We start from the raw sequence: 26,854 nt of genomic DNA, 5'->3' as shown, positions 1-26,854 counted from the left end.
ATTATTATGGATAGAAAAATAGGTATGTGGCTTTATCAAAATGGTGGTGGAGATGTTATAGAAACAAAAATGATAGAAAAATTAAAAGAGAGAAATATAGAAACAATTTCTAATTTAAATTTGCGAAATGCAATTGCAAAAAATGGTCATATTGTTTATGATAAAATGAAATTAGATAAACTTGACTTGTTTTTTTCATATAATGCTGGAGAACAAACCCAATATCAAATGTATTTGTATAAAGCCTTAAATAGAGTTATTCCTATGATTAATAATTATGATTCTTTTGAATTAACAGAAGATAAGTTTCATACATCATTTTTGTTAAGAACAAATGGTGTAAAAACTGCAGATTATAAACTTTGTCATAGGGATGATACTCATCATTTAAATACTATTATGAAAAAATGGTCAAAAATGGTTTATAAACCAACTGATGGTTGGGGTGGAGTTGGTCTTACTAAAATAGAAAATGAAGAAACATTAGATATGCTTATTCCTTTTTTAAATCAAATGGATTTAAGATACTTTTATGTTGAAAAGTTTATTGAATATGATAATACTGATTATAGAATTGATATTGTTGATGGACAATTTGTAGGATGTTATGGTAGAAAAGCAGGTGGGAATGATTGGAGAACAAATGTCACAAGCGGTGGAAGTATATTTCTAAGAGAACCAAATGATGATGTAATCAATTTGGCACTAAAAGCAGCTAAAGTTACAGGACTTGATATTGCAGGTGTTGATATAATTTATGATAGAAAAAAAGAAGAATTTGTTGTTTTAGAAGTAAATGGAATACCTGCTTTTGCAACACCAGAACAAGAAAAATTAGGGTTAGATTTCAATGATAAAAAAATAGATTTGATTGTAGATTTAATTGATAGAAAAACTAAAAAAGGGGATAAAAAATGAAAAAATTGCCAAAAATAGGATTATTATATCTTGATTATGTAATGAGGTTTTTTGATAAATCAAATTTTAAAGGATGGCCTGATAAAATTGAAACTGTTACTTATCATTGGAAAAATGATAAAGCAAGGTTCATAAAAGAAATCAAAAGAAAAAAAATTAAAATATTAATAGGTAATATTCCTGCAACTGCTTATGAGACTTTTGTTCAAATATCAAAAGAACTCCCCGATGTGAGATTTGTACCTTCAATTGAAACACAATTTTCAAATAGATCAAAAGAGAATGTTACCCTCTTTTGTAAAAAGTATAAAATTTCTATTCCTAAAACAAAAATCTTTTATGATAAAGATGAAGGTTATGAATATTTAAAAAATAAAGCAACTTATCCTCAAATCATAAAAAGAAGTTATGGTCCATCAAATTATGGTGGTTATTTTGTCCATAAAGCAGATAGTTTTAAAGATGCAAAAAAACTTTTAGATGAAAAAAAATATAACCCAATTTATACTCAAAATGCTATTGATTTAAAGGATTCTGGAGATATAAGAGTAATGCTTATTGGGCATAAGCCAATTTGTGCCTTTTGGAGATATTCAGGTAAAAATCAATGGATAACAAATACTTCACAAGGAGGTTCGATGTCTTATGAAAATATCCCTATGAATGCTCTAGAACTTGCTGTAAAAGCAAGTAAAGCTGCAAAAGCAGAATACTGGGCTTGCGATATTGCAATTAGTGCAAAAACTGGAAAAGCATATATTTTAGAGTGTGCGACAGCATTTGCAGCATTTCCTTATATAAGAGATTGGATTTGTCAATATTTGATGTGGGATTTTTCAAAAGGAAGATTTAAAAAACCTCATGTTCCATTATTTTCATGGGAAGAATTAGGAAAAATTGATTCCTCTTTATTACGAACTATGAGAAACATTGGATTTAGTAAATATAAACCAAGCTTTGATGGAGAATATTATCTAAATGATACAAAAGATAATTTTGATATGTCTTTGACTGAAATAAGTAATAATGGGGATGTTCCAGATTCAATTGCACCTGATAAAAATGCTAATCAATCTAAAAATAGTAAAAAAACTGAAGATGAATATGAAAAGAAAAGAATAAATTTAAATGAAGCTACTTTAACTGATTTAATGTCTTTGTATGGGATGGAAGAGGATTTGGCTATAGAAATAAAAGAGTATTTAGAAGAAAATATTATCACTGATAGTTCTGATTTACTTGAATTAGAATCAATAGATTCTCAGATGTTAAAATCTTGGGATGAAAGTATCGATGATATGAGAATAGATATTAATACTGCTACTATAGAGATTCTAAAAAAAATAAATGGAATTGGGCCAAAACTTGCAAAAATTATTCTTGATTATAGAAAAAAAGTGACAAGTTTAAAAGATATCAATGAATTAAAAGAGCTAGAAGGTATTGGGAAAAATAAATTTAGTCAATTGAAGTCTAGATTAAAAATAGGAGAATGATTTTTTGAAAAGATTATACAGATCATACGAGGCTTCAACAACAATTTTTAAAGAATTAGAAGCAAAATATCCAGAATATTTCAAAATAGAATCCATTGGTCAAACTTGGGAAAAAAGGAATATTAATTTAATAACAATATCAAAAAATATTGAAACTGCAAATAGTAAACCTGCCCTATTTTATACAGGAACAATTCACGCTAGAGAGTGGATTGGACATGAGTTAGCTATAGAGTTTGCATCTTATATATTAAAAAACTTGGAAACCGATCCGACTTTACAGACATATTTAAATGAAAGTACTATTTATATGGTACCTTGTGCCAATCCTGATGGTTATGAATATTCAAGAAAGCATTTTTCTTTTTGGAGAAAGAATAGAAGACAGAATTTAGATGGAACATATGGAGTTGACTTAAATAGAAACTTCCCTATTGGATTTGTAAAATCTACAAATACCTCTTCAAATGTATATGGAGGTCCTGAACCTTTTTCTGAGCCTGAAACTCAAAGTTTAAGAGAATTTGTTTTATCTCATCCTAATATTACTATTGCCTTAGATTACCACAGTCAAGGTAATGTTTTCTTTCCAGCACATGACTTTAGACATGAAGATACAATTGATACAATTGATATGAATACTTTATGTGCAAATATGGCTGAAGAGATTAGAAAGATATCAGGGCGGGAATATGGTATACATCAAGGTAAACCACCTGCAAAATTGATATCAGGAAGTGGAAGAGAATTTTATTATTCACAAGGAATACTCTCTTCAGTTGTGGAAGTAGGAACTAGAAATATTAGTGATTATATGGAAGATATGAATGAAAATATAAGAGAACATATTCCGGCACTAATATATGCTTTAAAAGAAGTAGATAATTATGATAAAGCATCTTTAATGAAAAGAGTAGATAGTTTTGAAGCTAGTGAAATTGGTTCAAATCATGTAACATTAAAATGGAATTATAAATTAAACAAAAATATATATTTTGAAATATTTAGAAGCCAAAAAGATAAACAATTTTGTAACTCTTCTAACTTAATTGCCAAAACTCAAGCTTTAGAATTTAGCGATATAAATTTAGCTTCAAATAAAGATTATTATTACAACATTAGAGTTGTAAATAAAAAAACAAATCAAAAGTCACCTTTTTATCCTCAAATTAAGATTAGAACATTAGTTGAATATGATGAGTATAGTAGAACTTATTATGCTAATGCAAAAGGTACTGGTTATGTAGCAGAGAATTTAAACAATAATCCTAAACATTTTGGTGTCAATTCTTTATTTGTAGGAATTGATGAAAACAAAGGTATTTCATATGCTATTATTTCTATAAATGTAAAATCACTTCCTCAAAATGCACTTATAAAATTAGCTTCATTTAATCTATATCCTATAAACAGAGTTTCAACTACAATTGAAAAGTATGGTGAATGGAATGTAGGACTTGTTAATCAAGATACAATGGGTGATATTACAAATTTTGAAGATGTAAATAATATGGAGATAATCAGATATATTGGTCGCCCTACTGAGTCTCATCAACTTACACAAGGTATTTGGAGAAATTGGCATTTATCAGGTTTAGAGTGTGATGATTTAAAAAAATCTATAAAAGATGATACTATTATCTTAAGAGTTGAAGGTCCAAAAGAGTTAAAAATTGGACGAAATAAACAGATGATGCAATGGGATATTGGATATGGAAAGTTTGGTTTTGGATTAACATATAGACCAAGACTAGAATTAACTTATACTATTGAACCTACAAGTATAGCTTTGTTTCCAAAGTCTATTTATACAGTAAGTAAGAATGAAGTATTAGAAGATGTTATTGCTCCAGGTTTTGATGAAAATGGAAATAAAATATATTCTACCTTTCAATTTAATCTTTCATCTCTTCCTCCTTATAATGATACAATGATTACTAAAGCTTATTTTGAATTAAACTCTACAAAGATTTATATCAAAGATGACATTAGGTTCCATTTGGAGTTTGTAGACGATGATATAAATAAAAGTTATAGAAATATTACATCTAGGGAAGTTATTCAAAATATTGGTTATGATGTAAGTGCAACTGAACTTAAAAATAATCAAACCCAATACTTTATGTTTGATTCTTTTTCTGAAATCACTTTAAACGAAAAATTAAAAACTAAATCAGACATCTCTTTTGTATTAAAACCAACATCTGCCTTTAGAGTATTAAAAGATAAAACTGTTTCATGGGAAGCAAGTAATAATAGTACTTTATGTCCAAAACTTATTCTTGAATATATACCAAAAAGAAGATTTCCTGTTGAAAAAGTAACAAATGCTCAATTAACAATGGAAAATGGAAAAATAAAAGTCTCTTGGAATAATCCAAAAGATTCAGATTTTGTAGGAGCAAAAGTTATTAAAAATCCTTTTAGAAAACCTTTATCTGCACAAGATGGACAAAAACTTTATGCTGGGGTTGATGAGTATACTTTAGATGATTTTGGAGCAACTGATATTGATAAGTATTATGCAATATTTACTTATGATGATGTTCCAAATTACTCAGAACCAGTTATTTTAGAATATAAAGCTAAATAAATTTTTATTTAGCTTTTAATTTGTGTAGATATAATATTTCAAATTTATCTACAGGATATTAATATGATATTAAAATTTAAAGAGTTTTATCCAAAAATTGCCCAAAGTGCATGGATTGCTCCTAGTGCTGATTTAATCGGTAATATTGAAATTGGAGAAGATTCATCTGTTTGGTTTCAATGTGTTATAAGATCAGATGTAAATGAAGTAAAAATAGGTAAAAATACAAATATACAAGATTTGTCTTGTATTCATACAGATACAGATAGTAAAACGATAATTGGTGATAATGTAACAGTTGGTCATAAAGTTATGCTTCATGGTTGTAAAATAGAAGATAATTGTCTAATTGGTATGAGTGCAACCATTTTAGATAATGCTGTTATTGGTGAAGGAAGTATAGTTGGAGCTAATTCTCTTGTAACTTCTGGAAAAGTCTTTCCTCCAAGAAGTTTAATTATGGGTAGTCCTGCAAAAGTAGTAAAAGAGTTAAGTGAAGAAGATGTTGATAAGCTTATCAAACATGCAGCTCACTATGTTGAGTATAAAAATGACTATAGATAGAGTAAGTTTATTCTTACTCTTATGCTGAAGGGAAAGTCATAATAAATTTAAGCCCTTTATCACTATTCTCAACTTTCAATTCACCTTTAAAGCTATTTATTATTACTAATTTAACCATATAAAGACCAATCCCTGTTCCATCACTTTTTGTAGTAAAATATGGATCAAAAAGTTTTTCCATATTATTTTCATCAATTCCACCTGCAAAGTCGCCAATTGTCAAAATAACTTTGTCATTTTCTTTGTATACTTTTATTTCAATAGGCCTATTTTCTATCTCTCTTTCATTATATGCTTGAATTGAATTAGTAATAATATTTATAAAAACTTGTGCTAATTCCATCTCTACACCTACTATATAAGCATCTTCAATGTCAACTTTTAAGTCTATACCACTTTTTCTAATTTGAGCTTTCATTAAGTCAATAAAAGTAACAATTGCTTTTTTTATAGGTATTGTTGTGAGTTTTTTTTCAGAGTTAAAGAAGTTTAGAAAACTATCAATTGTATTTGTCATATGTTTAATTTGTTGCTTTGTATCTTTATCAAATTTATCTATTGTTTCCCTATCTAAATCATCTGTATCATATGAATATTTTATATCGTTACAATATAATGACATAATATTTAAAGGTTGTTTTAATTGATGTGATATAACACCAATCATTTCTCCCATACTAGCCATTTTTGCATTATGAACGAGAAGTTTATTTGCTTGGTCTAACTCTTCTTTTGAACTCTTTTTTTCTTCAAATATCTTTATAAATACTTTTAACTTTGATGTTAATAGATCATTATCAATTGGTTTTGAAATATATTCAATAACTCCTAAATCATAACCTTTTTTTTGATATGAGTCTTTATCATAAATTCCTGTAATAAAAATAACTGGAATATCTTTTGTTATTTCTAAACTTTTTATGTAATCAACAAATTGGAATCCATCTACATCAGGCATTTGAATATCACTTAGTATAAGATCTACTTTGTTATTCATAAGTATTGAAATTGCATCTTGTGCATTTAAGGCAGTATAAATTTCTGTATCAAAGCTATCTTCTATCATAAGTTTTAATGAATATATATTTTCTTCTACATCATCTAATATAAGAATACTAAACTTTTCCATCATGTTTTCCTTTTATTTAAATTAAAGAGTAATCAATATTTTCAAGCGATTTATCTATAGACAAAATTACTAAATCATCCAACTCTTTATTTATCTTTCCTTCTGTAATTAGAATTAAGTTATTTATTTTATACTCTTTTATATATATAATATCTTCTTCTTTTAAAGAAGATGCTTCCAAAATTATTTTTGTATCCTTACTTAAATTAATCTCTTTTAAATCTTTAATATAAATTATATTATATTTTGAAGATATTTGACTTATAATTTTAAAAAATAAAATTGGATTACTATTTAGAATATAAATTTCTTCATTGGGAGAAGTGTCTTTTATTGAATTAGAAGTTTCTGTACTTAAACTTAAAACTTCTAAACCTTGGATTAAATCAATATTTTTGCAAATAATAAGCTCAAAAGTAGAACCTTTACCAAGTTCACTAGTAACAGTAATATCACCTTTTAATAAATGTGCCAGTTCTTTACATATAGCAAGTCCTAATCCTGTCCCTCCATACTTCCTTGTAGTACTTCCATCTACTTGTTTAAATCTATCAAAAATATTTTCTAATTTATCTTCTGGTATTCCTATTCCTTCATCTTTTACTATTACTTTTATATCTTTATCTTCATCTTTTACTATTAAACTTATTTTACCACTTTCAGTAAACTTCAATGCATTACTCAATAAATTCTTTATTATCTGTTTTATCCTATCTTCATCGCTATACATTGTCTCTAAACTATCATCTACTTTTAATACAAAGTCAATCTCTTTTGCTTTTGTCTGTGGATAAAACATATCATAAATACTCATTATCAAATCTTTTATATTTATCGCATCATTATTAAGTATTATTTGCCCTGCTTCTAGTTTTGAAATATCTAATACATCATTTATTAAGTATAATAAATCTTTCCCACATTTATTTATTATTCCTATATTTTTGATTTGTTTCTCATCTAAATTCTCTGTTTTATTTCTCATCATTACATCACTAATTACATTTATTGAGTTTAATGGTGTTTTTAGTTCATGGCTCATATTTGCCAAAAAATCATCTTTTGATTTGGCTAACTCTTCTGCAAGTATTTTTGATTCATATAATTTATTTGTTCTTTCCTTTAACTCATTCATCATTCTTTCAAAGTTATTGTTTAGTTGTTGTATCTCCAATATATTAGTACTAATTAAATTGACTTTGGCACTTGTTGTTTTTATTTGAGAAGTTTGATTTGACAATTTTTTTATAGGCTTAGTTATTGTGTATGAAAATTTATTTATTTTATTAATTAGAAAATAGAAGAAAATAATATATAAGAACACTAATATGATGATAGTTATATATCCGATTTTATTAGATAAATTTTGTAAATAGACAATAGAACTAAATATTTCATCTTTATCTATTAAAATCATTAGTTTCCAATTAGTCTCTTTAATATCTTGTTTTAAGGTTAAGTATTCTTTATCTTTAATATTTAATGTAGAGTTATTCAAATTACTTTTAATAAGATTTTTAAAGTGTTCAGCAAAAGGACTTTTACTTTTAAGTATATTAAATTCTTCAGGTTTTTCTATTTTTTCTGACATAGCTATTATCATTGCATTTTCATCCATCAAAAACAAGTTTGCATTATATGATAGCTTTCTATTTAATATGTTCTTAACAAAACTATCAATTGTTATATCTAATCCTGTAACTCCTTCTAAAAAATCATTTTTATAAATTGGAACTATACATGATAACATCCAACCATTACCTGCTGGATCTAAATAAGGAGTTGTCCATACAGGTTTATGACTAGGATTGTGCTTATTATCTGCAAGATAATAAAAATTATAATCTTCCATTTGTATATGATTACCATATTGTTCATAAACTTTATTTATGAAAGGATAAAGTCGATTCATATTATCCCAACTATTAAAATAAGCTGCTACAATATTAGGATTAAAATTAACTATACTTTCTAAAGAGGTATCCATAGATTCTGTAAATAGTGCTTTATATTTTGTTTTTTTAGTCATTTTTGTTTTAGATGAATAATATAAACTAGCACCAATATGGTTTGTTTTGTAATAAACTCCATTACTAGCAACTTCAAAAGTAGGTTCTCCATTTGGGAGTATAAATTTTTTTGGATCTTGAAATAATTTTTCGTGCTCTCTTTGCAATATTTGGGCTAATCTTGAAACTTCTAACAATTTATCATTTATAAAATTTGCTTCATTTTTTAAAAGTTCATGACTATGAAATTGGGCTTCATTTAAAAGTAGATTAGTATTTTTTATCGAAATATATTGATTGATAGAAAAATACAATATTAATAAAGTAACTTCAACTATAATTATAGGAATCAAAGAAAATTTTAAAAAATGTGATGACAATATCTTTTGAAGTTTAATCTCCTTACTCATCTTAACTCTTTTTTATATTAATGATTTTTTCATAATTCAAAGGTTCTTGAATAACTTTGTATACTTTTTTACTTAATTCTAAATCAATTTCATTTTTATATATTAAAATTAAATTCTCTGCAAAAGTCTGTACAATATTATCTACTTCATAAGAATTTAAACTACTAATATCAACTATAACTTTTGATGTTTTTTTATTATAAAGTTCCTTTATTTCTGACAAATTGGCACTTTGTTTCACTTCATATAATTTATTTAAATCCATAATTACACTAAAGAATTTTATTGGTTCATTATTATAAACCAAAATTAACTCTTTTTTTATATCTTCACTATCATCAAAGTTAATAAATATATTTTCTCCATCAATTTCTTTAAGTACTGATGTTGAATTAGTACTTTGAGTTGATTCATCTTTTATATCCAGTAAGTTTAAAGTATTCATTAAATCAATATTTTTGCAAATAATAAGCTCAAAAGTAGAACCTTTACCAAGTTCACTAGTAACAGTAATATCACCTTTTAATAAATGTGCCAGTTCTTTACATATAGCAAGTCCTAATCCTGTCCCTCCATACTTCCTTGTAGTACTTCCATCTACTTGTTTAAATCTATCAAAAATATTTTCTAATTTATCTTCTGGTATTCCTATTCCTTCATCTTTTACTATTACTTTTATATCTTTATCTTCATCTTTTACTATTAAACTTATTTTACCACTTTCAGTAAACTTCAATGCATTACTCAATAAATTCTTTATTATCTGTTTTATCCTATCTTCATCGCTATACATTGTCTCTAAACTATCATCTACTTTTAATACAAAGTCAATCTCTTTTGCTTTTGTCTGTGGATAAAACATATCATAAATACTCATTATCAAATCTTTTATATTTATCGCATCATTATTAAGTATTATTTGCCCTGCTTCTAGTTTTGAAATATCTAATACATCATTTATTAAGTATAATAAATCTTTCCCACATTTATTTATTATTCCTATATTTTTGATTTGTTTCTCATCTAAATTCTCTGTTTTATTTCTCATCATTACATCACTAATTACATTTATTGAGTTTAATGGTGTTTTTAGTTCATGGCTCATATTTGCCAAAAAATCATCTTTTGATTTATTTGCTTGGATTAATTCTGCTTTTTGATCTTCTAGCTTATTTTTTTGAATCTCTTTTATCATGGATAACTGTTCCATATTGATATAAGCTTCATTGATTCTTTTTGACATTTTATTAAATACATTTGAAAGCTTATAAAACTCATTATTTTGTAAATCATCTAAGTTTATTTCAATAAATTCATGTTCTTCAATATCAAATTTATTTGTAGCATCAATAATTGTATTTAAAGGTTTTATTAAATATTTTGCAGTAAAAATAGAAAAAAGTACCCAAAGAATAATCATTCCAAAAATCATATTTAATAAAATAAGAAATACTGTATCCCAAACAAGGTTATAAATATCAGTTTTTTTGATAAATAGAATTAATTCTAAATCTTTTTTATCATAAACATCAATTTTTATTCTATGTTTAAAAAAATAATTATCTTCATAAAAGCTTACATCTTTATTTTTTTCATTTACATCTTTTGTAAATGATGTACCAATAGCTCCTTTAAAGAACTTAAAGTTTTTTGAACTATCAATTGCTACAAGTCCAGAAATATTACTAGTTTTAAAAATAGTTTTTGTTATTTCATCAAATGCAAAATTATCTTTATCAATATGATATTTTGAGAATAAATCTTTGTAAACTTTTTCTACTTTATAAAATTGTTTATAAGCCTCTTTTTTATTATTATCATATTCTGAGAATATTTGATAAAACATGAAAATTATCATGATAATAAAATATGTAAGATATACCTTTTTAATAAGAATATACCCAATGCTTTTTTTAAAATTTTTTATGAACTCTAACATTATTGACTCACATTTTAAATTTAATAGTAAAATACATTATAATACAAGACATTATATTTTATTATTATTATTTTAAATTAGCAAGTTTTTAGTTTAAGAATAATAAAATTAATAACTTTTATATTACAAAAGGATATCTATATGGAAAACATTAAAGACTTTATCAAAAAATTAAAGGTTTTATATGTTGAAGATGAAGACCAAGCAAGAATGATTTTTGGAAAATATTTAAATAAAAAATTTGATACATCAATCTTATGTAGCAATGGTTTTGAAGCCTATGATGCCTTTATTAAAGCTACAAATGATAAAGAACCTTTTGATTTAATTATTAGCGATATTAATATGCCTAAAATCGATGGCATAGAACTTCTTGAAAAAATAAGAGAATTAAATAAAGATATTCCTTTTATTTTTACAACAGCAAGAAGTGAATCTGAACAGATGATTAAAGCAATAAACTTAAATGTAAGTTCCTACTTATTAAAACCATTAGATTTTTCAATAATTGATAAAAGTGTAGAAAAAATTTGTAAAGAAATATATTATAAAAAGAATTTTGAATTACAAAAGAAAGAAATGGAAGCTTACTTATCTGTTTTAAATAAAGAAGCAATAGTTGTAAAAACTGATTTTGATGGAAATATCACCTTTGTAAATGATGCTTTTATTGATATATCAGGATATCTAGAAGATGAAATATTAGGTAAAAATCATAGTATTCTAAAACATCCAGATGTTCAAGCAAGTTTATACGAAGAGATATGGGAAACAGCAAGAAAAGGTAAAATATGGGAAGGAACGCTAAAACATCTATCTAAAGACAATGAAACATATTTTGTAAATACAAAAATAATTCCAATTTATGATGATGCAGGTAAAGAAATTACTCAATTTATTAGCATACGGTTTTTAGTGACAGAAGAAGAAAACCAAAGAAGAGCACAAAATAAAAAATTTTTAGAACAATTGACCTTATATAAAAAAGAGATTGCAAACCATAAAAAAGAAAAAGAAGATATATTATCAAAAGCAACTAGTTGTAATGATAATACAAAACTTTATAAAGACAAAATTATTACTTATGAAAATAAGATACGAAATCTTTTATCACAACTGGAGATTTATGAAACCCAAAACATTGAATATAATAAAATGGATTTAATGATGAAACAAGATAAAAAGAAACAATTTGACATAATGACAAAACAACTATTAATAATAAAAAATCATAACAAAACTATTACAAAAGAACTTGAAGATTTAAAAGCTATTATTCAATACAAAGAAGAACAAATAAAAGCTCTTGATAAAAAAAGAGTAGATCATGAAAAAAGAATAGCATCTTTATTAGATTTAGTGACTAATTTACAAGAGGAACTTAAAACATTTAAGAATGAAAATAATGAATAAAGATAAACAGTTTGATATTTTATATCCAATATTAAATAATATATCTCCCCTTTCAGATGAAAATTGGGAAATAGCAAAAAAATATTTTAAAACAAAAACATTAAAAAAAGGTCAACATCTTTTTTATGTAGATGACCATATTGATGATTTTTATTTTCTTATTAATGGACTAGCTAGATATTATTACCTTACTGATGATGGTAAAGAGTTCAATAAATCTTTTGCAGAAAAACAAGGACATCTATTAAGTAGTATTTCTTCAGTATCACAAGGAATTCCCTCTCCTTTTAGTGTGGAAGTTCTTAGTGACTTTATAACTTTACACATACCCTATAAAAAACTTTTAGAACTAGGTATGCAATATAAACAATGGAATGATTTACTTTTAAGAATATACGAAAATCTTGTAATCAAAAAAGAGAGACGTGAGGCTGATTTTCTACTTTTAAGTGCAAGAGAGCGTTATGAAAAGTTTTTGAATGATTATTCTATGATTGAAAATGCAGTTGCAAACTATCATATTGCTTCTTATTTAGGCATTACGGATGTTGCTTTATCAAGAATTAGAAAAGAGATGAAAAATTAACATAGGTTAATGAAAATATTTTTTTTTGGTTGTATACTTTCACTATTAATTTTACGGAGAAAAAAATGCAATTAAAAATCGCAGAACTTAAAGATATAGATAATATATTAAAACTACATGCAAAATACCAATTAGCAACTATAGCCCAAGAAGATAAAAAAGATGGATTTGTAACCACAGGATTTTCAAAAGAAGAACTTACTGCAATTATTGAAGAAGAACAAGGAATATTTATAGCAGTTGAAGCAGACACAGTTTTAGGATATGTTATGTCAGCTTCTTGGCAATTTTGGTCAAAATGGCCGATGTTTGTACATATGATAAAAGACTTACCAAAATTAAACTATTTAGGACAAACTTTAACTGTAGATAATTCTTACCAATATGGACCTGTGTGTATTGATAAAAGTGTTAGAGGAAGTGGTCTTTTAGAAAAGCTTTTTGATTTTGCTTTAGAGTCTATGTCTAAAAGATATCCTATTTTGGTAACTTTTGTAAATGTAATCAATGAAAGATCATATGCTGCTCACAAAAGAAAACTAGGACTTGATGTTATTCAAGAGTTTGAATTTAATAATAACAGATACTATGAAATGGTTTTTGATACATCAAAAAGAGTTTTAGGAAAATAATGATAAACAACAATTTAAAAAACAAAGATTTATGTAAAATAAGAACTATAACTTCTTTTTTAACTCTTACAAAAGATAAATCAACTTGGGAAAAGAAAATAAAAGAGGCTTCATTATTTGGGGGAAAATTATCAAAAGAATTTAACCAAAATGAATATACAGTTCAAAGTATAAGAATAGTAACAAATGCTTTTGGAGAGTATCTTGATACATCAACTTTGCAAAGTGCTATAAAAGATATGCAATTTTTATCTGATTTGCTAAAAAGTGATTCTATGCCTGATATTAGAATACGATTTGCCATCGGTGAAGCAAAAACTTCAAATGAAATACAAATGTTGCCAATACTAGTCCAAAAATTTGGAGACTTATGTAATGTTTGTGTTAATATTGGAGTTGATGATTTGGGAATTCCAGATGCAGTTAAGACCTTGGAATGTGCAAAAGTAGTCAAAGAAATAGCCAAAATAACACCAAATGGTGAAGGTAATTTTAACTTTACTATAAATTATAATTGTAAACCATTAATTCCCTACTTTCCAGCTTCTTATCATAATAGTAGCGATGAAGATTGTTTTGCTTTAGGACTTGAAACACCTGATTTACTAGTAGCTGCTTTAAAAAGTCTGCCTGAAGAAAAAGACCATAATAAAAACTGGCAAAAATCATATGAAATCATGAGTAATTCTTTACAATATCATATAAATGATGTTTTAAAAATTCTTAATAATTTTAAACATGACTTTAAAAGAAAGTTTGCAGGAATTGATACCTCTGCTGCTCCTTCTAAAAACTGTTCATCTATGGTAGATGTATATAAACTTTTGGGTGTTCCATACTTTGGAGCTTCTGGTACTATTGAAGCATCTGCACTTTTAACAAAAGTCTTTAAAGGTCAAAAAGGCTGTGAGCTTATTGGCTTTTCTGGACTAATGCTAGCAGTTGTTGAAGATGAAGGTTTAGCACTTGCCACAAAGAATAATGAGTTTGAGATACGCTCACTTCTTACATATTCATCAGTTTGTGGAATAGGACTTGATACTGTTCCTATTGAGGGAGATATTAGCGTTGAAAAGATTGCTGATATTTGTAGAGATACTGGAACTATGGCATTTAGATTAAATAAGCCATTAACTGTAAGATTATTCCCCGTTCCAGGATTAAAAGCTGGAGATATTACAAACTTTGAAAGTGATGATTTGTGCAATAGTGCAGTTTTATTGGTACCTTAAAAGGTAAGAAACTGCACAAGACCCATATAAAAAAGAGTTCCTAATATAATTGATACTAAATAGTTATTAAATTTTAGGTGTAAAAATACTGTAAATCCTATAGCTAAAAGTTCTTTTAATCCATAGGGAGCTGATTTAAAATCTACACTTGTAAGTGTATAAAATATCAAAATAGTCATAATTATTGGAGGAAAGTTTTTCTCAATAAATACAACCCAAGCTGGTGGTTCATGCTTTACAAAAAATAAAAAAGGGAATACCCTTGTAATATAGTTTGCTATTGCCATTACTGCTATTGCTAAATATATTTCATTATTTGTCATTATTTAGCCTTTTTCTAAGAATAAACATTCCTAATAAAGAACAAACAATAGCAAATATAAGCATATTATTTATTGGTACAAGAATAATTGCCAAAATAGAAGTAACAGCTCCAATTACAAAAGGTGTAATATTTTTATTTGTTTTATATTGTTCGATAGCTAATATAACAAATAGTGCTGTTAAGGAAAAATCTAAACCTTTTGTATCAAAAGATATATTTGTTCCAAAAACAGCTCCCAAAAGTGTCCCTATCACCCAATAAAATTGATTAAGACCGCATAAATATAAGTAATAATATTTTTTCTTTAATTGCTCATCATCTTTTATACTAGTAAGTAAAGCGTAAGTTTCATCGGTAAGTCCAAAAATTAAATAGGGTTTGAGCTTTCCAGATTTTTTAAACTTTTTAAGCATTGATAAGCCATAAAAAGATTGTCTTATATTTACAAAAATAGAGGTAATAAAAATATCAATCAAGCCAAGTTTTGAACTAAAAAAACCAATAGCCAAAAACTGTAAGGCACCTGCATAAATAAATATTGACATCAAAAGTGCCAAATACCAAGGATAATCTAAACTAGTAATTAATAAACCAAAAGCAAAACCAAGTACACAATAACCCATCATAACGGGAATTGATACTTTAAGGGCTGTTTTAAATTCTTTTGATTTTATCATTATGTAGATTCACAGTAAAGAGAAAATCTCTTTACAGTTTTGAATAAGCTTCTGTTAGTTTTGTATATAAAAGGTTAAAATCAATATTTTCATACTCTTCTAATATTGATACCATAATTACATTATCTTCTTTTCCATTCCATTCTTTGATATATGTTCCTTCTTTATAACCATTGTCTTGTCTAAATTTATTTAAACAGTTTTTTCCAATATAAAGTTTTTGCAACCAAGTAAATGATAATCCAGAAATCTTACAACATCTAAAATATTGATCGATAAATCTCTCAATCCCTGAAAAAGATGGCATATTCCCAGTTTGAATAGCTAGTGAAATATAAGAAAGCTTTTCAGATTCTTTTACCATAAGTTTTACATCTACTTCACTATTTGCTTCATAAATACAATGTGTATTTACCAATGAAACGGCTTTTGGAATATTTGTTTCTTGTAAAATATAAGACATTAAAAAGTGCCAAATATCGACTAACTCTACATGAATATTATTCATATCAGGTGCTGCATTGATATTTTTCCAGTGTTTCCAAGGAGTTGATTCAATTAGTTCTGAAACTTCCATGTGAATACATCTTAACCAATTAATCTCTTTACCATATTTATTAGTTCCTAATTCCCAATTTTTACCATTTGTTGAGTCATTTAATTCTTTTTGTAATAAAAACATCTCTTCTAATTTATGTGGAAAACTAGATGCTTCTTCTAATAGTGTTGCAAGAGGCAAACACTCTTCTACTAAAGTATCTAAACTAGTACTTTCTGGTAATTTTTCTTCACCTTTTAATAAATGAATAATAAAAGAGATAGTATATGGTATTTCATCTTTCTCTTCCCATTTTAAAATTTCTGATGTTGTAACACCTATATATTTTGCAAAATCTTCAATAGTATAAAATCCTAAAGATTTTGTAGCAATTTTTAAATCCTCATATAACAATATTAACTCCTATTCCCTTGGTAATTCAATTTTAAATAATGCACCATCTGAACCATTTTTTACACTTAGTTTCCCTAAACTATGGTCTTCAATAATAATTTTATTCATATACAATCCAAGACCGGTACCTTTTTCATCATTTTTAGTTGTAAAATATGAATCAAAAACTTTTTTTAAATTTTCTTTAGGTATTCCGCCTGCATTATCTTCGATTTCAATTATTACATAATTTTCGTTAAAATCACATCTAATAATTATTTTCTTTGATTGGATATTTCTTTCTAAAAGTACATCAATAGAATTTTTAATAATATTAATTAAGACTTGAATTAAATTATTTTCAATTATACTGATTTCATAATCTTTTTTTATATCTAACTCAAAATCAATATTATTAATAGTTAATACATAATGCAAAAATTTTACAGCTTTTTCTATAATAGTACTAGGTTTAGCGTTAACACTAATACTTTCTGGTTTAAAAAAATTTCTAAAATCATCAATTGTTCTAGACATATAGTTTACTTGAGTATCTATTTCTTTAACCGATTTTTCTAATATCTCATTATTAATATGTCCTTCTGTCGTTTTAGTTATGATTAATTTTTGTGCTAATATTGAAACAGTCTGTAATGGTTGTCTCCATTGATGAGCTATCATTGATATCAATTCACCCATAGCTGCCGTTTTTGATTGTTCTAAAAAGGCTTTTTTATGTTTTTCTAGGTTTTTTTTATAAGTTATATCTTTAAAAATTAGTGTGAGGGTATCTTCTTTTCTAATAGAACTTATATTTACCCAAAAAACTGTTTTATCACATTTTTGGACTTCTACTTCACTAACAAAGTTGTTATGTTTTAAAATATTATTTAAAAAATTTATAGCATTTTTTTTATAAATAATTAAATCTAAAATATTAAGATTTGAGCTTTCTTCTTTGTATAAAAAAAGTTCATCAAAACTTTTACTTGATTCTATAACTTTTCCATCAAGTGATATATCAACTAATGGTAGATGCTCATCTAAAAGAGTTAATAAATAAGTTATTTTTTCTTTATCTTCTACTTTTATTTTATCATCATTTTTATTTAGTAAATATAAGTAGAAAGAATCAAAGATTTCATCTGTAGTTTTTCTAAAAAGATAATCATCAAGTTTCTTATTTTTCATATGCAAATGTATAGAATTTTTTAGATTTCGTAGAATATAAAAGTACTCACTTTTATCAAATTTCATCTTAGATAAAAAAGATAATTCATTTGTTTGTTCATTTAAATATGAAACTATATTCTCAAAAATCTTACTTAAAAGTTTTTTTATAAAATCATCAATACTAATTTCATATTTATCAAGAATATTTAGGATTTCTTCATTAGCAAGTATGTATCTAAAAATTTTGATTTTGTTAATTTCTAAATATAATATATGCTCCTTAAATGACAATAAAACTTCCTATTTAGTATTTGGTTTTTTTTGATAAAACTTACAGTCTAATCTACTAGAATTTTTTACAACTATGCTTGGCAGTGTTTGTGATTTAAAGCCATATGCTTTACATCCATGTGCTCTACCACCCTGCCAAGTAACATAATAGTAAACACACTTTTGACAAATAATTCGTTCTTCCATTTTAAATTAACACTTTACTTTGTATTGCTTTTGCTAATGATAAGATATCAACATTTTCTAAACTAACCCCTGTTGGGACACCTTGCGCTATTTTTGTAAAATTTATATTAAATTCTTTTAATTTATCTTCAATAAATAAAATAAAAGCATCATTGGATAATGAAGGAGATATAGCAAAAAGAATATCTTTTACTTTATTTGTTTTTACATATGAGATTAATTGGTCAAGAACTATTTCATCTAAATGTGATATAACAAAATATTTTCCATTAAATTGTTTTGATTCTTCAATTGTAAAAATATCTTTTGCAGATTGAACAACACAAATAAAACTAGACTCTCTCTCATCATCTAAACAAATTTCGCAAATTTCATGTTCACTCATGCAACCACACTTTGAACATTTTCTTATTGATTTTAATGCATTTTCTATGCTATGTGCAATTTTAATCCCACAATAATTATCATTCATAATAATATGATAAGCTAGTCTTTGTGCTGATTTTTTACCTATTGTAGGTAAGTTTTCAAATGCTTCTACTAAGTCGTAAAATTTATTTAATCCAAGTTTCATTTGGCGATTATATCAAAGATTTATGATTAATTAGATAAAATCGCGCAGTTTTTAAAATAATTTGAGGAGAAATACTTTGTTAGACATAGATTATTATGAATTATTAGAAGTGACAAAAAGCGCTGATAAAAGTACGATAAAAAAAGCTTATAGACAAATGGCAATGAAATATCATCCTGATAAAAATCCAGATGATAAAGAGGCTGAAGAAAAATTTAAAGCAATTAATGAAGCTTATCAAGTTTTAAGTGATGAAGAAAAAAAAGCTTTATATGATAGATATGGAAAAGCTGGATTAGAAGGACGAGGACAAAGTAGAGGTGGTTTTAGTGGTGGTTTTGACGACTTAAGTTCTATTTTTGAAGAGATGTTTGGACAATCAGGTTTTGGCGGTGGTCAAAGAAGACAACAAAGAAAAACATATAGTTATAATTTAGATATTGGGGTTGAATTAAAAGTTGAATTTAATGAAGCAGCTTTTGGTGCTAAAAAAGAAGTTGTATATAAATACAAAACTGCATGTAAACCTTGTAAAGGAACTGGAGCAGAAGATGGTAAATTATCTACTTGTAAAACTTGTGCAGGTCAAGGACAAGTTCATACAAGACAAGGTTTTATGACCTTTGCACAAACATGTCCTACTTGTAACGGAAGTGGAGAATCAATAGCTAAGAAATGTAAAAAATGTTCTGGAACAGGATATGAAACTCATGAAGAGAAGTTTAATGTTGATATTCCTGAAGGTGTAAATGATGGGAATAGAATTAGAGTATCAAATAAAGGAAATATTGCCCCAGATGGTACAAGAGGTGATTTATATTTACAAATAAATGTAAAAGAAGATCCTCATTTTATAAGACATGATGATGATATTTATATTGAAGTTCCATTATTCTTCACACAAGTAGCTCTTGGTGATAATATTACTATTCCTGGGTTAAGAGGAAAATTATCTCTTGATATTCCAATGGGAACAAAAGATAAAGAACAATTTAAGTTCAAAGGTGAAGGTATCAAATCTGTTCAAGGATATGGTAAAGGTGATTTAATTGTTCAAGTAAAAATTAAATATCCTAAAAGCATAAATGAAGAACAAAAAGAGTTATTAGAAAAACTTCAAGAAAGTTTTGGAATTGAGAGTAAACCACATGAAAGAAATTTTGAAAGTATGTTCGATAAAGTAAAAAAGTGGTTTAAGTAAAGTAAGGAACTCTCCTTACTTTAATATTTACAATTAAATAAATATTATTCAGTTATATTTTATATTTTATGTTACAATTATTAAATTTTAATAAAAAGATTTATTATGAAATATTTATTATTTATTTTATTATTTTTAATTAATATTTTTGCAAATACAATAAATAAAGACATTAAAAAAGAAAATATATATTTTACTTCTGATTTAAATTGGATTCCCTACAGCTTTTATGACAACCAAGTAGCCAAAGGTTATATTCTCGATTATATTAAATTATTAGGCGAAAAAGGAAATTTTAAACCTATATTTTTACCTGATGAATGGTCTAATAATATAGAAAAATTAAAATCACAAAAAGCAGATGTATTAACTGGCGTTTTATATAAAAAAAGTAGAGAAGACTTTTTACTATTTACAAATGTGTTTTTGAAACAGAAACTAGCCATAGTTACTAGTATTAATAGATTAGAACTAAAAGACATAAAATCATTAAATAATAAAACTATTGGAATGATTAGAGGCTGGGCTAATACAAATTTAATTTTAAAAAATTATCCGGAAATAAAAATTAGATTTTATAACTCATTGGATGATATATTTGCAGATATAAAAAATCAAAAAATTGATGGAACAATTCAATACAATCTTACAGCAAAACACTATATTAATAATGCATTTTTAAATACATTAAAAGTTTCACTAATACCTAAAATAAAAGACTTTAATGAAAATATATTTTTAGGTGTAAGAAAAAACCGTCCAGATTTAGTTGAGACATTAAATAAGGCAATTAAAAGTATTACTCCTGATGAAATTGAATATCTTAATGAAAAATGGGAATCAAATAAAGATGCAATATATTTAACTAAAAAAGAGAAAGAATTTATTAAAAATCATACAATAAGAGTATCTTTTACAACCAATTGGGCACCAATTAGTTTTATTGACAATGGAAAAGCTTATGGACTAGGATTTGATTTTTGGTATAACATAGTAAAAAAAACAAATTTAAAAGTTGAATATAAAACTGAAGATAAATTTTATAAATCTTTAAATGAGATTAAAAATAAAACTCAAGATGTTATTGTTACAACTTCAAAAACAAAAGATAGAGAAAAATATGCAATTTTCTCAAAAGTTTATTTTAAAATTCCTATTGGAATTGTTACAACCAAAGATCAAAATTATATACCAAATGTGGAATCTTTAAAAGACAAAAAAATAGCAGTTGGAAGAAATTATACTGCTTACAAATTACTTCACGAAAATTATCCTTATCTAAATTTTGTCTTTGTTGATAATATAACACAAGGATTAGAACTTGTTTCATCTAATAAAGTGTTTGCAGTAGTAGATAGTATGCCTGTGCTTGCTTATAATATTAAAAAAAATAGTTTGCACAATCTTAAAATTTCGGGTAACACTAATATTGACTATAACTTACAAGTAATGATAAGAGATGATTATGTAATTTTAAAAGATATTATAAATAAAGCATTAGATAGTCAAAAACTAGAAGAAAAAGAGAATATATATAATAAATGGTTAGACTTAAAATTTGTTAAACCTTTTGATTATGAACTTATGTTTAAAATCTTAATTCCTATAATAATCATATTTTTTATAATTATTTACAAAAATAGACAATTAACTAAATATCAAAAAGAGTTAAATTTGGCTAAATCAGAACTTGAACTTTCATTAGAAAGTTTTAAAAGTTTACTTGATTTTACAGTAGATGGAATTTTTATTTTAAAAGATAGAAAAATTATTTTTGTAAATAATCAAGCTATAAAAATGTTTCAATATCCTAAAGAAGAATTATTTTATTTTCCTATAGAAAAACTTTTTATTTTAGATAAAGATATAGATCTTATAATAAAGGACTCAAGAGAAAATTCAATTGAACTAAATGCCATAAATTCTAAAAATGTTACTTTCCCAATTATGCTTAAATCAAAAAATATACTTTTTGAAAACAATAATACAATTATATTATCAACTATTGATATGACAGAAATAAGACAAAGAGAAAGACTTTTACTACAACAATCTAAAATTGCAAGTTTAAGTGAAATGTTAAGTAATATTGCCCACCAATGGAGGCAACCACTTAGTTTCATTTCTACTGCAGTTACAGGGTTAAAGATTCAAAAAGAGTATAATCAATTAGATGAAGAATTATTTTTTAAAACAATAGATGAGATAGAGGATAAGACACAATATTTATCTAAAATCATTAATGATTTTCAAAATTATTTAAATGGAGAAAAAACTATTAAAGAATTTGATTTATCTAAATGCATAAACCAAGTTCTAAGTATTTTAAATGATAGCTTTCTTGAAAATAGAATAAAGATAACAAATAATTCAACAAATAAATTAACAATTATTTCAAATGAGAATGAGTTAAATCAAGCTTTAATTTATATCTTAAATAATGCAAAAGATGCTTTGGTTGAAAAAAATATAGAAGATAAAAATATTGAAATTAATACTTATCTTAAAAATACTGATTATGCAATTATTGAAATAATAGATAATGCAGGAGGAATTGATAATAAAATTATAGATAAAGTCTTTGAACCATACTTTACTACAAAACATAAATCACAAGGAACAGGTCTTGGCTTATATATGACTCATAAAATCATAACGCAAAACTTAAAAGGTAATATAGACATCCAAAACTACAAGACTACTTTTACTAAAGTAACTATTGAATTACCACTTAAATAATATAATCTTTATTTAACTCCTATTTCCTTATAATACGCATAGTAATTAAAAAAATGAGGTAAAAATGAAAGATTCATATTTAAGTTCATATCCTGATAAAAAAGGGTATTTCGGTAGATTTGGTGGTTCTTATATTCCAGAACAACTAATAAAACCATTTGAAGAAATTACTAAAGCATATAATGAAATTAAAAACTCAGAAGAATTTATAAATGAGTTAAAATATGTAAGAAGACATTATCAAGGAAGACCCACTCCTATTTCATATGCCAAAAATTTAACGCAATTTTGTGGTGGTGCGAAGATATATTTAAAAAGAGAAGATTTAAACCATACGGGAGCCCATAAACTAAATCACTGTATGGCTGAAGTAATATTAGCTAAGCATTTAGGTAAGAAAAAAGTTATAGCAGAAACAGGAGCTGGACAGCATGGTGTTGCACTTGCAACTGCAGCTGCATATTTTGGATTAGAGTGTGAGATTCATATGGGTGAAGTTGATATAAAAAAAGAGCACCCAAATGTACTTAGAATGAAAATACTGGGTGCAAAAGTAGTACCAGTAAGTCACGGTTTAAAAACTCTAAAAGAAGCAGTCGATTCAGCTTTTGAGGCATACTTAGCAGATACAGAAAACTCTATTTATTGCATTGGTTCAGTTGTAGGTCCGCATCCTTTTCCTATGATGGTTAGAGATTTTCAAAGTATAATTGGAATTGAAGCTAGAGAACAGTTCTGGGGGCATGAGAATAAACTTCCTAATTATGTAATTGCCTGTGTTGGTGGTGGTTCAAATGCTATGGGAATATTCTCAGGTTTTATTGATGATGAAGGTGTTAATTTATATGGAGTTGAACCTTTAGGTAGAGGTGAAAATTTAGGTGAACATGCAGCTAGTTTAACATATGGAAGTGAAGGAATTATGCATGGATTTAATTCTATTATGTTAAAAGATGAGAATGGGGAACCAGCACCAGTTTACTCTATAGGAAGTGGAATAGACTATCCATCTGTTGGACCAGAACATGCATTTTTAATGGATAGCGGAAGAACAAAAGTTGGATTATGCGATGATAAAGAAGCTGTAAATGCCTTCTATAAATTATCTCAACTAGAGGGAATAATTCCAGCATTAGAATCTGCTCATGCAGTTGCATATGCTATGAAATTAGCACCAAGTTTAAGTAAAGACGAAACAATATTAGTTAATTTAAGCGGTAGAGGAGACAAAGATATCGATTTTGTTATTGAGAACTACCCTCTTTGTGATTTTCAATAATTTATTAACTAACATATAAAGCATACAAAAAAATATAAAACACAGTTAAACTTCTCAAATAAAGGTTTAACTATGAAAAATATTTGGATAATAGGTTCTAGTAGTGGCATTGGATTAGATCTTTTAAATATATATTTAAAACTAGATTACAAGATAATAGCCTCTTCTAGAACAATAGAATCATCAAAAGAATTACTAGCTTTACAAAAACAATACCCAAAAAAATTAAATTTATTAAATATTGATGTGTCTAATACACAAAGTGTAGAATCATCTGTAAAAAAAGTTTTTAATATATTTGATACAATTGATATTACTATTTTTAATGCAGCTGTTTATGAAGTTATGTCTATGGAAAATTGGAATATTAAACATTATGAAAATATGACAAATATCAATTATCTAGGAGCATTAAGAGTAACTACAACCCTTATACCTTTTTATGAAAAACAAGGATATGGACGATTGGTTTTTAATGCCAGTTTATCAAGTTATTTTGGTCTTCCTTATGGTGGAGGATATAGTGCAAGTAAAGCTGCTCTTGTAAACTTTGCCCAATCTATTCAAGCAGAACTAATCGTAAAAAATATTGAAGTTCAAATTATCAATCATGGTTTTGTAAAAACTAGATTAACCAAAAAAAATGATTTTGATATGCCTGATTTAATTACTAGTGAAGTTGCTGCAAAGAATATTTATGAAGGAATAAATAAAAAATACTCTTTTGAGATAAGATTTCCTTTTAAGATATCTTTATTTTTAAGATTAATGGCAATGTTACCTTATAAAATATCACTAGCAATAAATAAGAAGTTATTAAAATGAATTATAAACAACATGCCCAAAATTACGCTTTATTTTTTGAAAATTTGAATAAAGATTTAGATATAAATGATTATAAAATTATATTTGCAGAAGATATCTATTTTGAAGATCCCTTTCAAAAAATAAATGATTTAAGTTCTTTAATAAGAATCTTTAATCATATGTATCAAACATTAGAAGAACCAAGTTTTAATGTTACTGAAATAATTACAAAAGATAATATTGCATATCTTAGATGGATTTTTAAATATAAAACTTCAAGAGAAAGTAAAGAATATGAACTGTTCATAGGTGTAAGTAGAGTTGAATTTTCTTCAAAAGGTAAAGTTATCTCACATATTGATTATTGGGATAGTGGAGTAAACATTTATGAAAAGATACCGCTATTAAAATATATTATTAAATATATAAAAAATAAGCTAAAAGCATGAATAAAATATTTGAAAAGATTGCTTATGGAATACTAGCTATTCCAGTAGCTTTTTTGGGACTACCTATATATATTTATTTACCAAATTTTTATGTAAATGAAGTAGGATTGAATATTGCACTTGTGGGTATTGCACTTTTTTTATCAAGATTACTTGATATGATTAGTGATCCTTTTATTGGACTTATTAGTGATAAAAAAATAAAAAAAAGCTATTTAATAGCAGGAGGAAGTATAGTTTTACTTTTCAGTTTTTATTTTCTTATTCATCCTGCAAGTTCAAACTCCTTTTGGTGGTTATTTCTTTTTTCTGCTTTAACTTATATCTCTTGGAGTTTTATAAATATTCCCTATCTTGCTTTAAATGCAGAACTTGGAAAAGATTATTATGATAATACAAAACTATCATTTTCAAGGGAAGTTTTTACAATAGTTGGTGTAGTTATAGCACTTCTATTACCTTACATTTATAGTATTTCTGAAGATGCAAAGCAGAGTTTGAATTTACTTTTAAAAAGTTCTGTAATAGTTTTTCCTATAGTTATATTAATTTTTATTTTATCTATAAAAGAAGATAAAGATAAAATTGAAACCTTAGCTTTTTTTGATAGTTTGAAAAAGTTTAAAAAAGACTTTTCAAAAGCAAATAATATTTTTATAGCTTTTATATTAAATAATCTCGCAAATGCTATTCCTGCAACTTTGTTTTTATTTTATGTGCAATTAGTACTTAAAACACCAGAATACACAGGAGCTCTTTTATTAGTTTATTTTTTATCAGCTGTAATTGCTTTGCCTTTTTGGATATATTTATCTAAGAAAATCAATAAACAAAAAGTTTGGATAAGTTCAATTCTTTTTGCAGTTATATCTTTTTCTTTTGTTCCATTTTTAGGAGAACAAAACTATATATTATTTGGAATAATCTCATTTTGTACAGGAATAAGTCTAAGTGCAGATATGGCAATACCGGCTTCCATTCAATCTGACATTGCTCAAAAATCAAAAACCTTAGGCAACCAAATATCAGGTGTACTCTTTGGTTTTTGGAATATGATTACAAAACTATCTTTAGCCTTAGCTGTATTTATAACTTTTATTGTGTTAGAATTAGTTGGTTTTGATGCAAATAATGTCTCTACCATAGCTTTAAATACTCTTATAATGCTTTATTCTATTCTTCCCATATTATTTAAACTTTTAGCAGTATTCTTTATAAAAAAGTACAAAGACCAATAATAATTTATGAAATGACAAAAACTAACTATTAAATTATTTATTCTATTTATATAATCATAATAA

23 protein-coding genes are annotated in these 26,854 nt (G+C 25.9%); 14 read left to right on the top strand and 9 right to left on the bottom strand.

What is annotated here, in order from left to right:
- The first annotated feature begins 3 nt into the window (after nucleotides 1–3).
- From CRU95_RS00615 to CRU95_RS00600, 4 genes are all read left to right on the top strand, one after another.
- Nucleotides 4–918 carry a RimK family alpha-L-glutamate ligase gene (locus CRU95_RS00615; RefSeq protein WP_129099217.1) on the top strand — a complete coding sequence of 305 codons (915 nt, stop codon included), beginning with the start codon at nucleotides 4–6 and terminating at the stop codon, nucleotides 916–918.
- Nucleotides 915–2,414 carry a helix-hairpin-helix domain-containing protein gene (locus CRU95_RS00610; protein WP_129099216.1) on the top strand — a complete coding sequence of 500 codons (1,500 nt, stop codon included), beginning with the start codon at nucleotides 915–917 and terminating at the stop codon, nucleotides 2,412–2,414. The genes CRU95_RS00615 and CRU95_RS00610 overlap by 4 nt, the downstream gene beginning before the upstream one ends.
- 4 nt (nucleotides 2,415–2,418) lie before the next feature.
- Complete coding sequence (locus CRU95_RS00605) at nucleotides 2,419–5,007, top strand: M14 family zinc carboxypeptidase (protein WP_129099215.1); 2,589 nt, start codon at nucleotides 2,419–2,421, stop codon at nucleotides 5,005–5,007.
- A 63-nt stretch (nucleotides 5,008–5,070) separates the two neighbouring features.
- Nucleotides 5,071–5,571, top strand: coding sequence for a gamma carbonic anhydrase family protein (locus CRU95_RS00600; protein ID WP_129099214.1), 501 nt, complete (start codon nucleotides 5,071–5,073; stop codon nucleotides 5,569–5,571).
- A gap of 19 nt (nucleotides 5,572–5,590) precedes the next feature.
- Here the strand turns inward: CRU95_RS00600 and CRU95_RS00595 are convergent, their stop codons facing one another.
- From CRU95_RS00595 to CRU95_RS00585, 3 genes are read right to left on the bottom strand one after another with little or no spacing between them, the layout of a single operon-like run.
- Entirely contained in the window at nucleotides 5,591–6,700 is a 1,110-nt protein-coding gene (locus CRU95_RS00595; RefSeq protein WP_129099213.1) for a hybrid sensor histidine kinase/response regulator, read from the bottom strand.
- Between the two features lie 16 nt (nucleotides 6,701–6,716).
- Nucleotides 6,717–9,119, bottom strand: coding sequence for a sensor histidine kinase (locus tag CRU95_RS00590; protein WP_129099212.1), 2,403 nt, complete (start codon nucleotides 9,117–9,119; stop codon nucleotides 6,717–6,719).
- A 1-nt stretch (nucleotide 9,120) separates the two neighbouring features.
- Nucleotides 9,121–10,965: a HAMP domain-containing sensor histidine kinase gene (locus CRU95_RS00585; protein WP_164969689.1), complete on the bottom strand. Its 1,845-nt coding sequence runs from the start codon at nucleotides 10,963–10,965 to the stop codon at nucleotides 9,121–9,123.
- Nucleotides 10,966–11,199: 234 nt separating this feature from the next.
- On the opposite strand from CRU95_RS00585, the gene CRU95_RS00580 reads away from it, so the two are divergent.
- From CRU95_RS00580 to CRU95_RS00565, 4 genes are all read left to right on the top strand, one after another.
- Entirely contained in the window at nucleotides 11,200–12,471 is a 1,272-nt protein-coding gene (locus CRU95_RS00580; RefSeq protein WP_129099210.1) for a response regulator, read from the top strand.
- Nucleotides 12,455–13,057, top strand: a complete 603-nt coding sequence (locus CRU95_RS00575; RefSeq protein WP_258238576.1) for a Crp/Fnr family transcriptional regulator — start codon at nucleotides 12,455–12,457, stop codon at nucleotides 13,055–13,057. The genes CRU95_RS00580 and CRU95_RS00575 overlap by 17 nt, the downstream gene beginning before the upstream one ends.
- Nucleotides 13,058–13,122: 65 nt before the next feature.
- The gene (locus CRU95_RS00570; RefSeq protein WP_129099208.1) at nucleotides 13,123–13,689 is read left to right on the top strand and encodes a GNAT family N-acetyltransferase; all 567 of its coding nucleotides are present in this window, start codon (nucleotides 13,123–13,125) and stop codon (nucleotides 13,687–13,689) included.
- Nucleotides 13,689–14,921 carry a DUF711 family protein gene (locus CRU95_RS00565; protein WP_129099207.1) on the top strand — a complete coding sequence of 411 codons (1,233 nt, stop codon included), beginning with the start codon at nucleotides 13,689–13,691 and terminating at the stop codon, nucleotides 14,919–14,921. Before CRU95_RS00570 ends, CRU95_RS00565 begins: the two co-directional genes overlap by 1 nt.
- On the opposite strand, the gene CRU95_RS00560 is transcribed toward CRU95_RS00565, so the two are convergent.
- Genes CRU95_RS00560 through recR form a run of 6 tightly spaced genes read right to left on the bottom strand, consistent with a single transcriptional unit; the run spans nucleotide 14,918 to nucleotide 19,078 of the window.
- The gene (locus CRU95_RS00560; RefSeq protein WP_129099206.1) at nucleotides 14,918–15,244 is read right to left on the bottom strand and encodes a branched-chain amino acid transporter permease; all 327 of its coding nucleotides are present in this window, start codon (nucleotides 15,242–15,244) and stop codon (nucleotides 14,918–14,920) included. The two genes, CRU95_RS00565 and CRU95_RS00560, sit on opposite strands and share 4 nt — an antisense overlap.
- Nucleotides 15,234–15,923, bottom strand: a complete 690-nt coding sequence (locus CRU95_RS00555) for an AzlC family ABC transporter permease (RefSeq protein ID WP_129099205.1) — start codon at nucleotides 15,921–15,923, stop codon at nucleotides 15,234–15,236. The genes CRU95_RS00560 and CRU95_RS00555 overlap by 11 nt, the downstream gene beginning before the upstream one ends.
- 31 nt (nucleotides 15,924–15,954) lie before the next feature.
- The gene (locus CRU95_RS00550; RefSeq protein WP_129099204.1) at nucleotides 15,955–16,875 is read right to left on the bottom strand and encodes a dUTP diphosphatase; all 921 of its coding nucleotides are present in this window, start codon (nucleotides 16,873–16,875) and stop codon (nucleotides 15,955–15,957) included.
- Between the two features lie 9 nt (nucleotides 16,876–16,884).
- Nucleotides 16,885–18,318, bottom strand: coding sequence for a sensor histidine kinase (locus CRU95_RS00545; RefSeq protein WP_129099203.1), 1,434 nt, complete (start codon nucleotides 18,316–18,318; stop codon nucleotides 16,885–16,887).
- Between the two features lie 9 nt (nucleotides 18,319–18,327).
- The gene (locus CRU95_RS00540) at nucleotides 18,328–18,504 is read right to left on the bottom strand and encodes a uracil-DNA glycosylase (protein WP_129099202.1); all 177 of its coding nucleotides are present in this window, start codon (nucleotides 18,502–18,504) and stop codon (nucleotides 18,328–18,330) included.
- A gap of 1 nt (nucleotide 18,505) precedes the next feature.
- Nucleotides 18,506–19,078 (bottom strand): recombination mediator RecR, encoded by a 573-nt coding sequence (gene recR, locus CRU95_RS00535; protein WP_129099201.1) that lies wholly within the window; start codon nucleotides 19,076–19,078, stop codon nucleotides 18,506–18,508.
- Nucleotides 19,079–19,154: 76 nt separating this feature from the next.
- Between recR and dnaJ the strand changes: the two genes are divergently transcribed.
- The 6 genes from dnaJ to CRU95_RS00505 all read left to right on the top strand — a co-directional run bounded on the left by dnaJ (nucleotide 19,155) and on the right by CRU95_RS00505 (nucleotide 26,791).
- The gene (dnaJ, locus tag CRU95_RS00530) at nucleotides 19,155–20,279 is read left to right on the top strand and encodes a molecular chaperone DnaJ (RefSeq protein ID WP_129099200.1); all 1,125 of its coding nucleotides are present in this window, start codon (nucleotides 19,155–19,157) and stop codon (nucleotides 20,277–20,279) included.
- 105 nt (nucleotides 20,280–20,384) lie between these two features.
- Nucleotides 20,385–23,018 carry a transporter substrate-binding domain-containing protein gene (locus CRU95_RS00525; RefSeq protein ID WP_129099199.1) on the top strand — a complete coding sequence of 878 codons (2,634 nt, stop codon included), beginning with the start codon at nucleotides 20,385–20,387 and terminating at the stop codon, nucleotides 23,016–23,018.
- Between the two features lie 64 nt (nucleotides 23,019–23,082).
- Nucleotides 23,083–24,297, top strand: coding sequence for a tryptophan synthase subunit beta (trpB, locus tag CRU95_RS00520; RefSeq protein WP_129099198.1), 1,215 nt, complete (start codon nucleotides 23,083–23,085; stop codon nucleotides 24,295–24,297).
- A 72-nt stretch (nucleotides 24,298–24,369) separates the two neighbouring features.
- Nucleotides 24,370–25,122, top strand: coding sequence for an SDR family oxidoreductase (locus CRU95_RS00515; protein WP_129099197.1), 753 nt, complete (start codon nucleotides 24,370–24,372; stop codon nucleotides 25,120–25,122).
- On the top strand, nucleotides 25,119–25,553 hold the full coding sequence (locus tag CRU95_RS00510; RefSeq protein ID WP_129099196.1) for a nuclear transport factor 2 family protein: 435 nt from the start codon (nucleotides 25,119–25,121) through the stop codon (nucleotides 25,551–25,553). The genes CRU95_RS00515 and CRU95_RS00510 overlap by 4 nt, the downstream gene beginning before the upstream one ends.
- A complete protein-coding gene (locus CRU95_RS00505) occupies nucleotides 25,550–26,791 on the top strand; it encodes an MFS transporter (protein WP_129099195.1) in 1,242 nt (413 codons plus the stop codon). Before CRU95_RS00510 ends, CRU95_RS00505 begins: the two co-directional genes overlap by 4 nt.
- The last annotated feature ends 63 nt before the right edge of the window (nucleotides 26,792–26,854 follow it).

This window comes from Arcobacter sp. F2176 (assembly GCF_004116465.1).
Lineage (GTDB): Bacteria > Campylobacterota > Campylobacteria > Campylobacterales > Arcobacteraceae > Arcobacter > Arcobacter siniprincipis.
This window is presented reverse-complemented; position numbering and strand designations above follow the sequence as displayed.

Bases quoted from the DNA above. Each gene is read 5' to 3' on its own strand.
- CRU95_RS00610 (WP_129099216.1), top strand. From the start codon at position 915: ATGAAAAAATTGCCAAAAATAGGATTATTATATCTTGATTATGTAATG.
- CRU95_RS00600 (WP_129099214.1), top strand. From the start codon at position 5,071: ATGATATTAAAATTTAAAGAGTTTTATCCAAAAATTGCCCAAAGTGCA.
- CRU95_RS00595 (WP_129099213.1), bottom strand. From the start codon at position 6,700: ATGGAAAAGTTTAGTATTCTTATATTAGATGATGTAGAAGAAAATATA.
- CRU95_RS00590 (WP_129099212.1), bottom strand. From the start codon at position 9,119: ATGAGTAAGGAGATTAAACTTCAAAAGATATTGTCATCACATTTTTTA.
- CRU95_RS00585 (WP_164969689.1), bottom strand. From the start codon at position 10,965: ATGTTTTATCAAATATTCTCAGAATATGATAATAATAAAAAAGAGGCT.
- CRU95_RS00580 (WP_129099210.1), top strand. From the start codon at position 11,200: ATGGAAAACATTAAAGACTTTATCAAAAAATTAAAGGTTTTATATGTT.
- CRU95_RS00575 (WP_258238576.1), top strand. From the start codon at position 12,455: ATGAAAATAATGAATAAAGATAAACAGTTTGATATTTTATATCCAATA.
- CRU95_RS00570 (WP_129099208.1), top strand. From the start codon at position 13,123: ATGCAATTAAAAATCGCAGAACTTAAAGATATAGATAATATATTAAAA.
- CRU95_RS00565 (WP_129099207.1), top strand. From the start codon at position 13,689: ATGATAAACAACAATTTAAAAAACAAAGATTTATGTAAAATAAGAACT.
- CRU95_RS00560 (WP_129099206.1), bottom strand. From the start codon at position 15,244: ATGACAAATAATGAAATATATTTAGCAATAGCAGTAATGGCAATAGCA.
- CRU95_RS00555 (WP_129099205.1), bottom strand. From the start codon at position 15,923: ATGATAAAATCAAAAGAATTTAAAACAGCCCTTAAAGTATCAATTCCC.
- CRU95_RS00540 (WP_129099202.1), bottom strand. From the start codon at position 18,504: ATGGAAGAACGAATTATTTGTCAAAAGTGTGTTTACTATTATGTTACT.
- recR (WP_129099201.1), bottom strand. From the start codon at position 19,078: ATGAAACTTGGATTAAATAAATTTTACGACTTAGTAGAAGCATTTGAA.
- CRU95_RS00525 (WP_129099199.1), top strand. From the start codon at position 20,385: ATGAAATATTTATTATTTATTTTATTATTTTTAATTAATATTTTTGCA.
- trpB (WP_129099198.1), top strand. From the start codon at position 23,083: ATGAAAGATTCATATTTAAGTTCATATCCTGATAAAAAAGGGTATTTC.
- CRU95_RS00515 (WP_129099197.1), top strand. From the start codon at position 24,370: ATGAAAAATATTTGGATAATAGGTTCTAGTAGTGGCATTGGATTAGAT.
- CRU95_RS00510 (WP_129099196.1), top strand. From the start codon at position 25,119: ATGAATTATAAACAACATGCCCAAAATTACGCTTTATTTTTTGAAAAT.
- CRU95_RS00505 (WP_129099195.1), top strand. From the start codon at position 25,550: ATGAATAAAATATTTGAAAAGATTGCTTATGGAATACTAGCTATTCCA.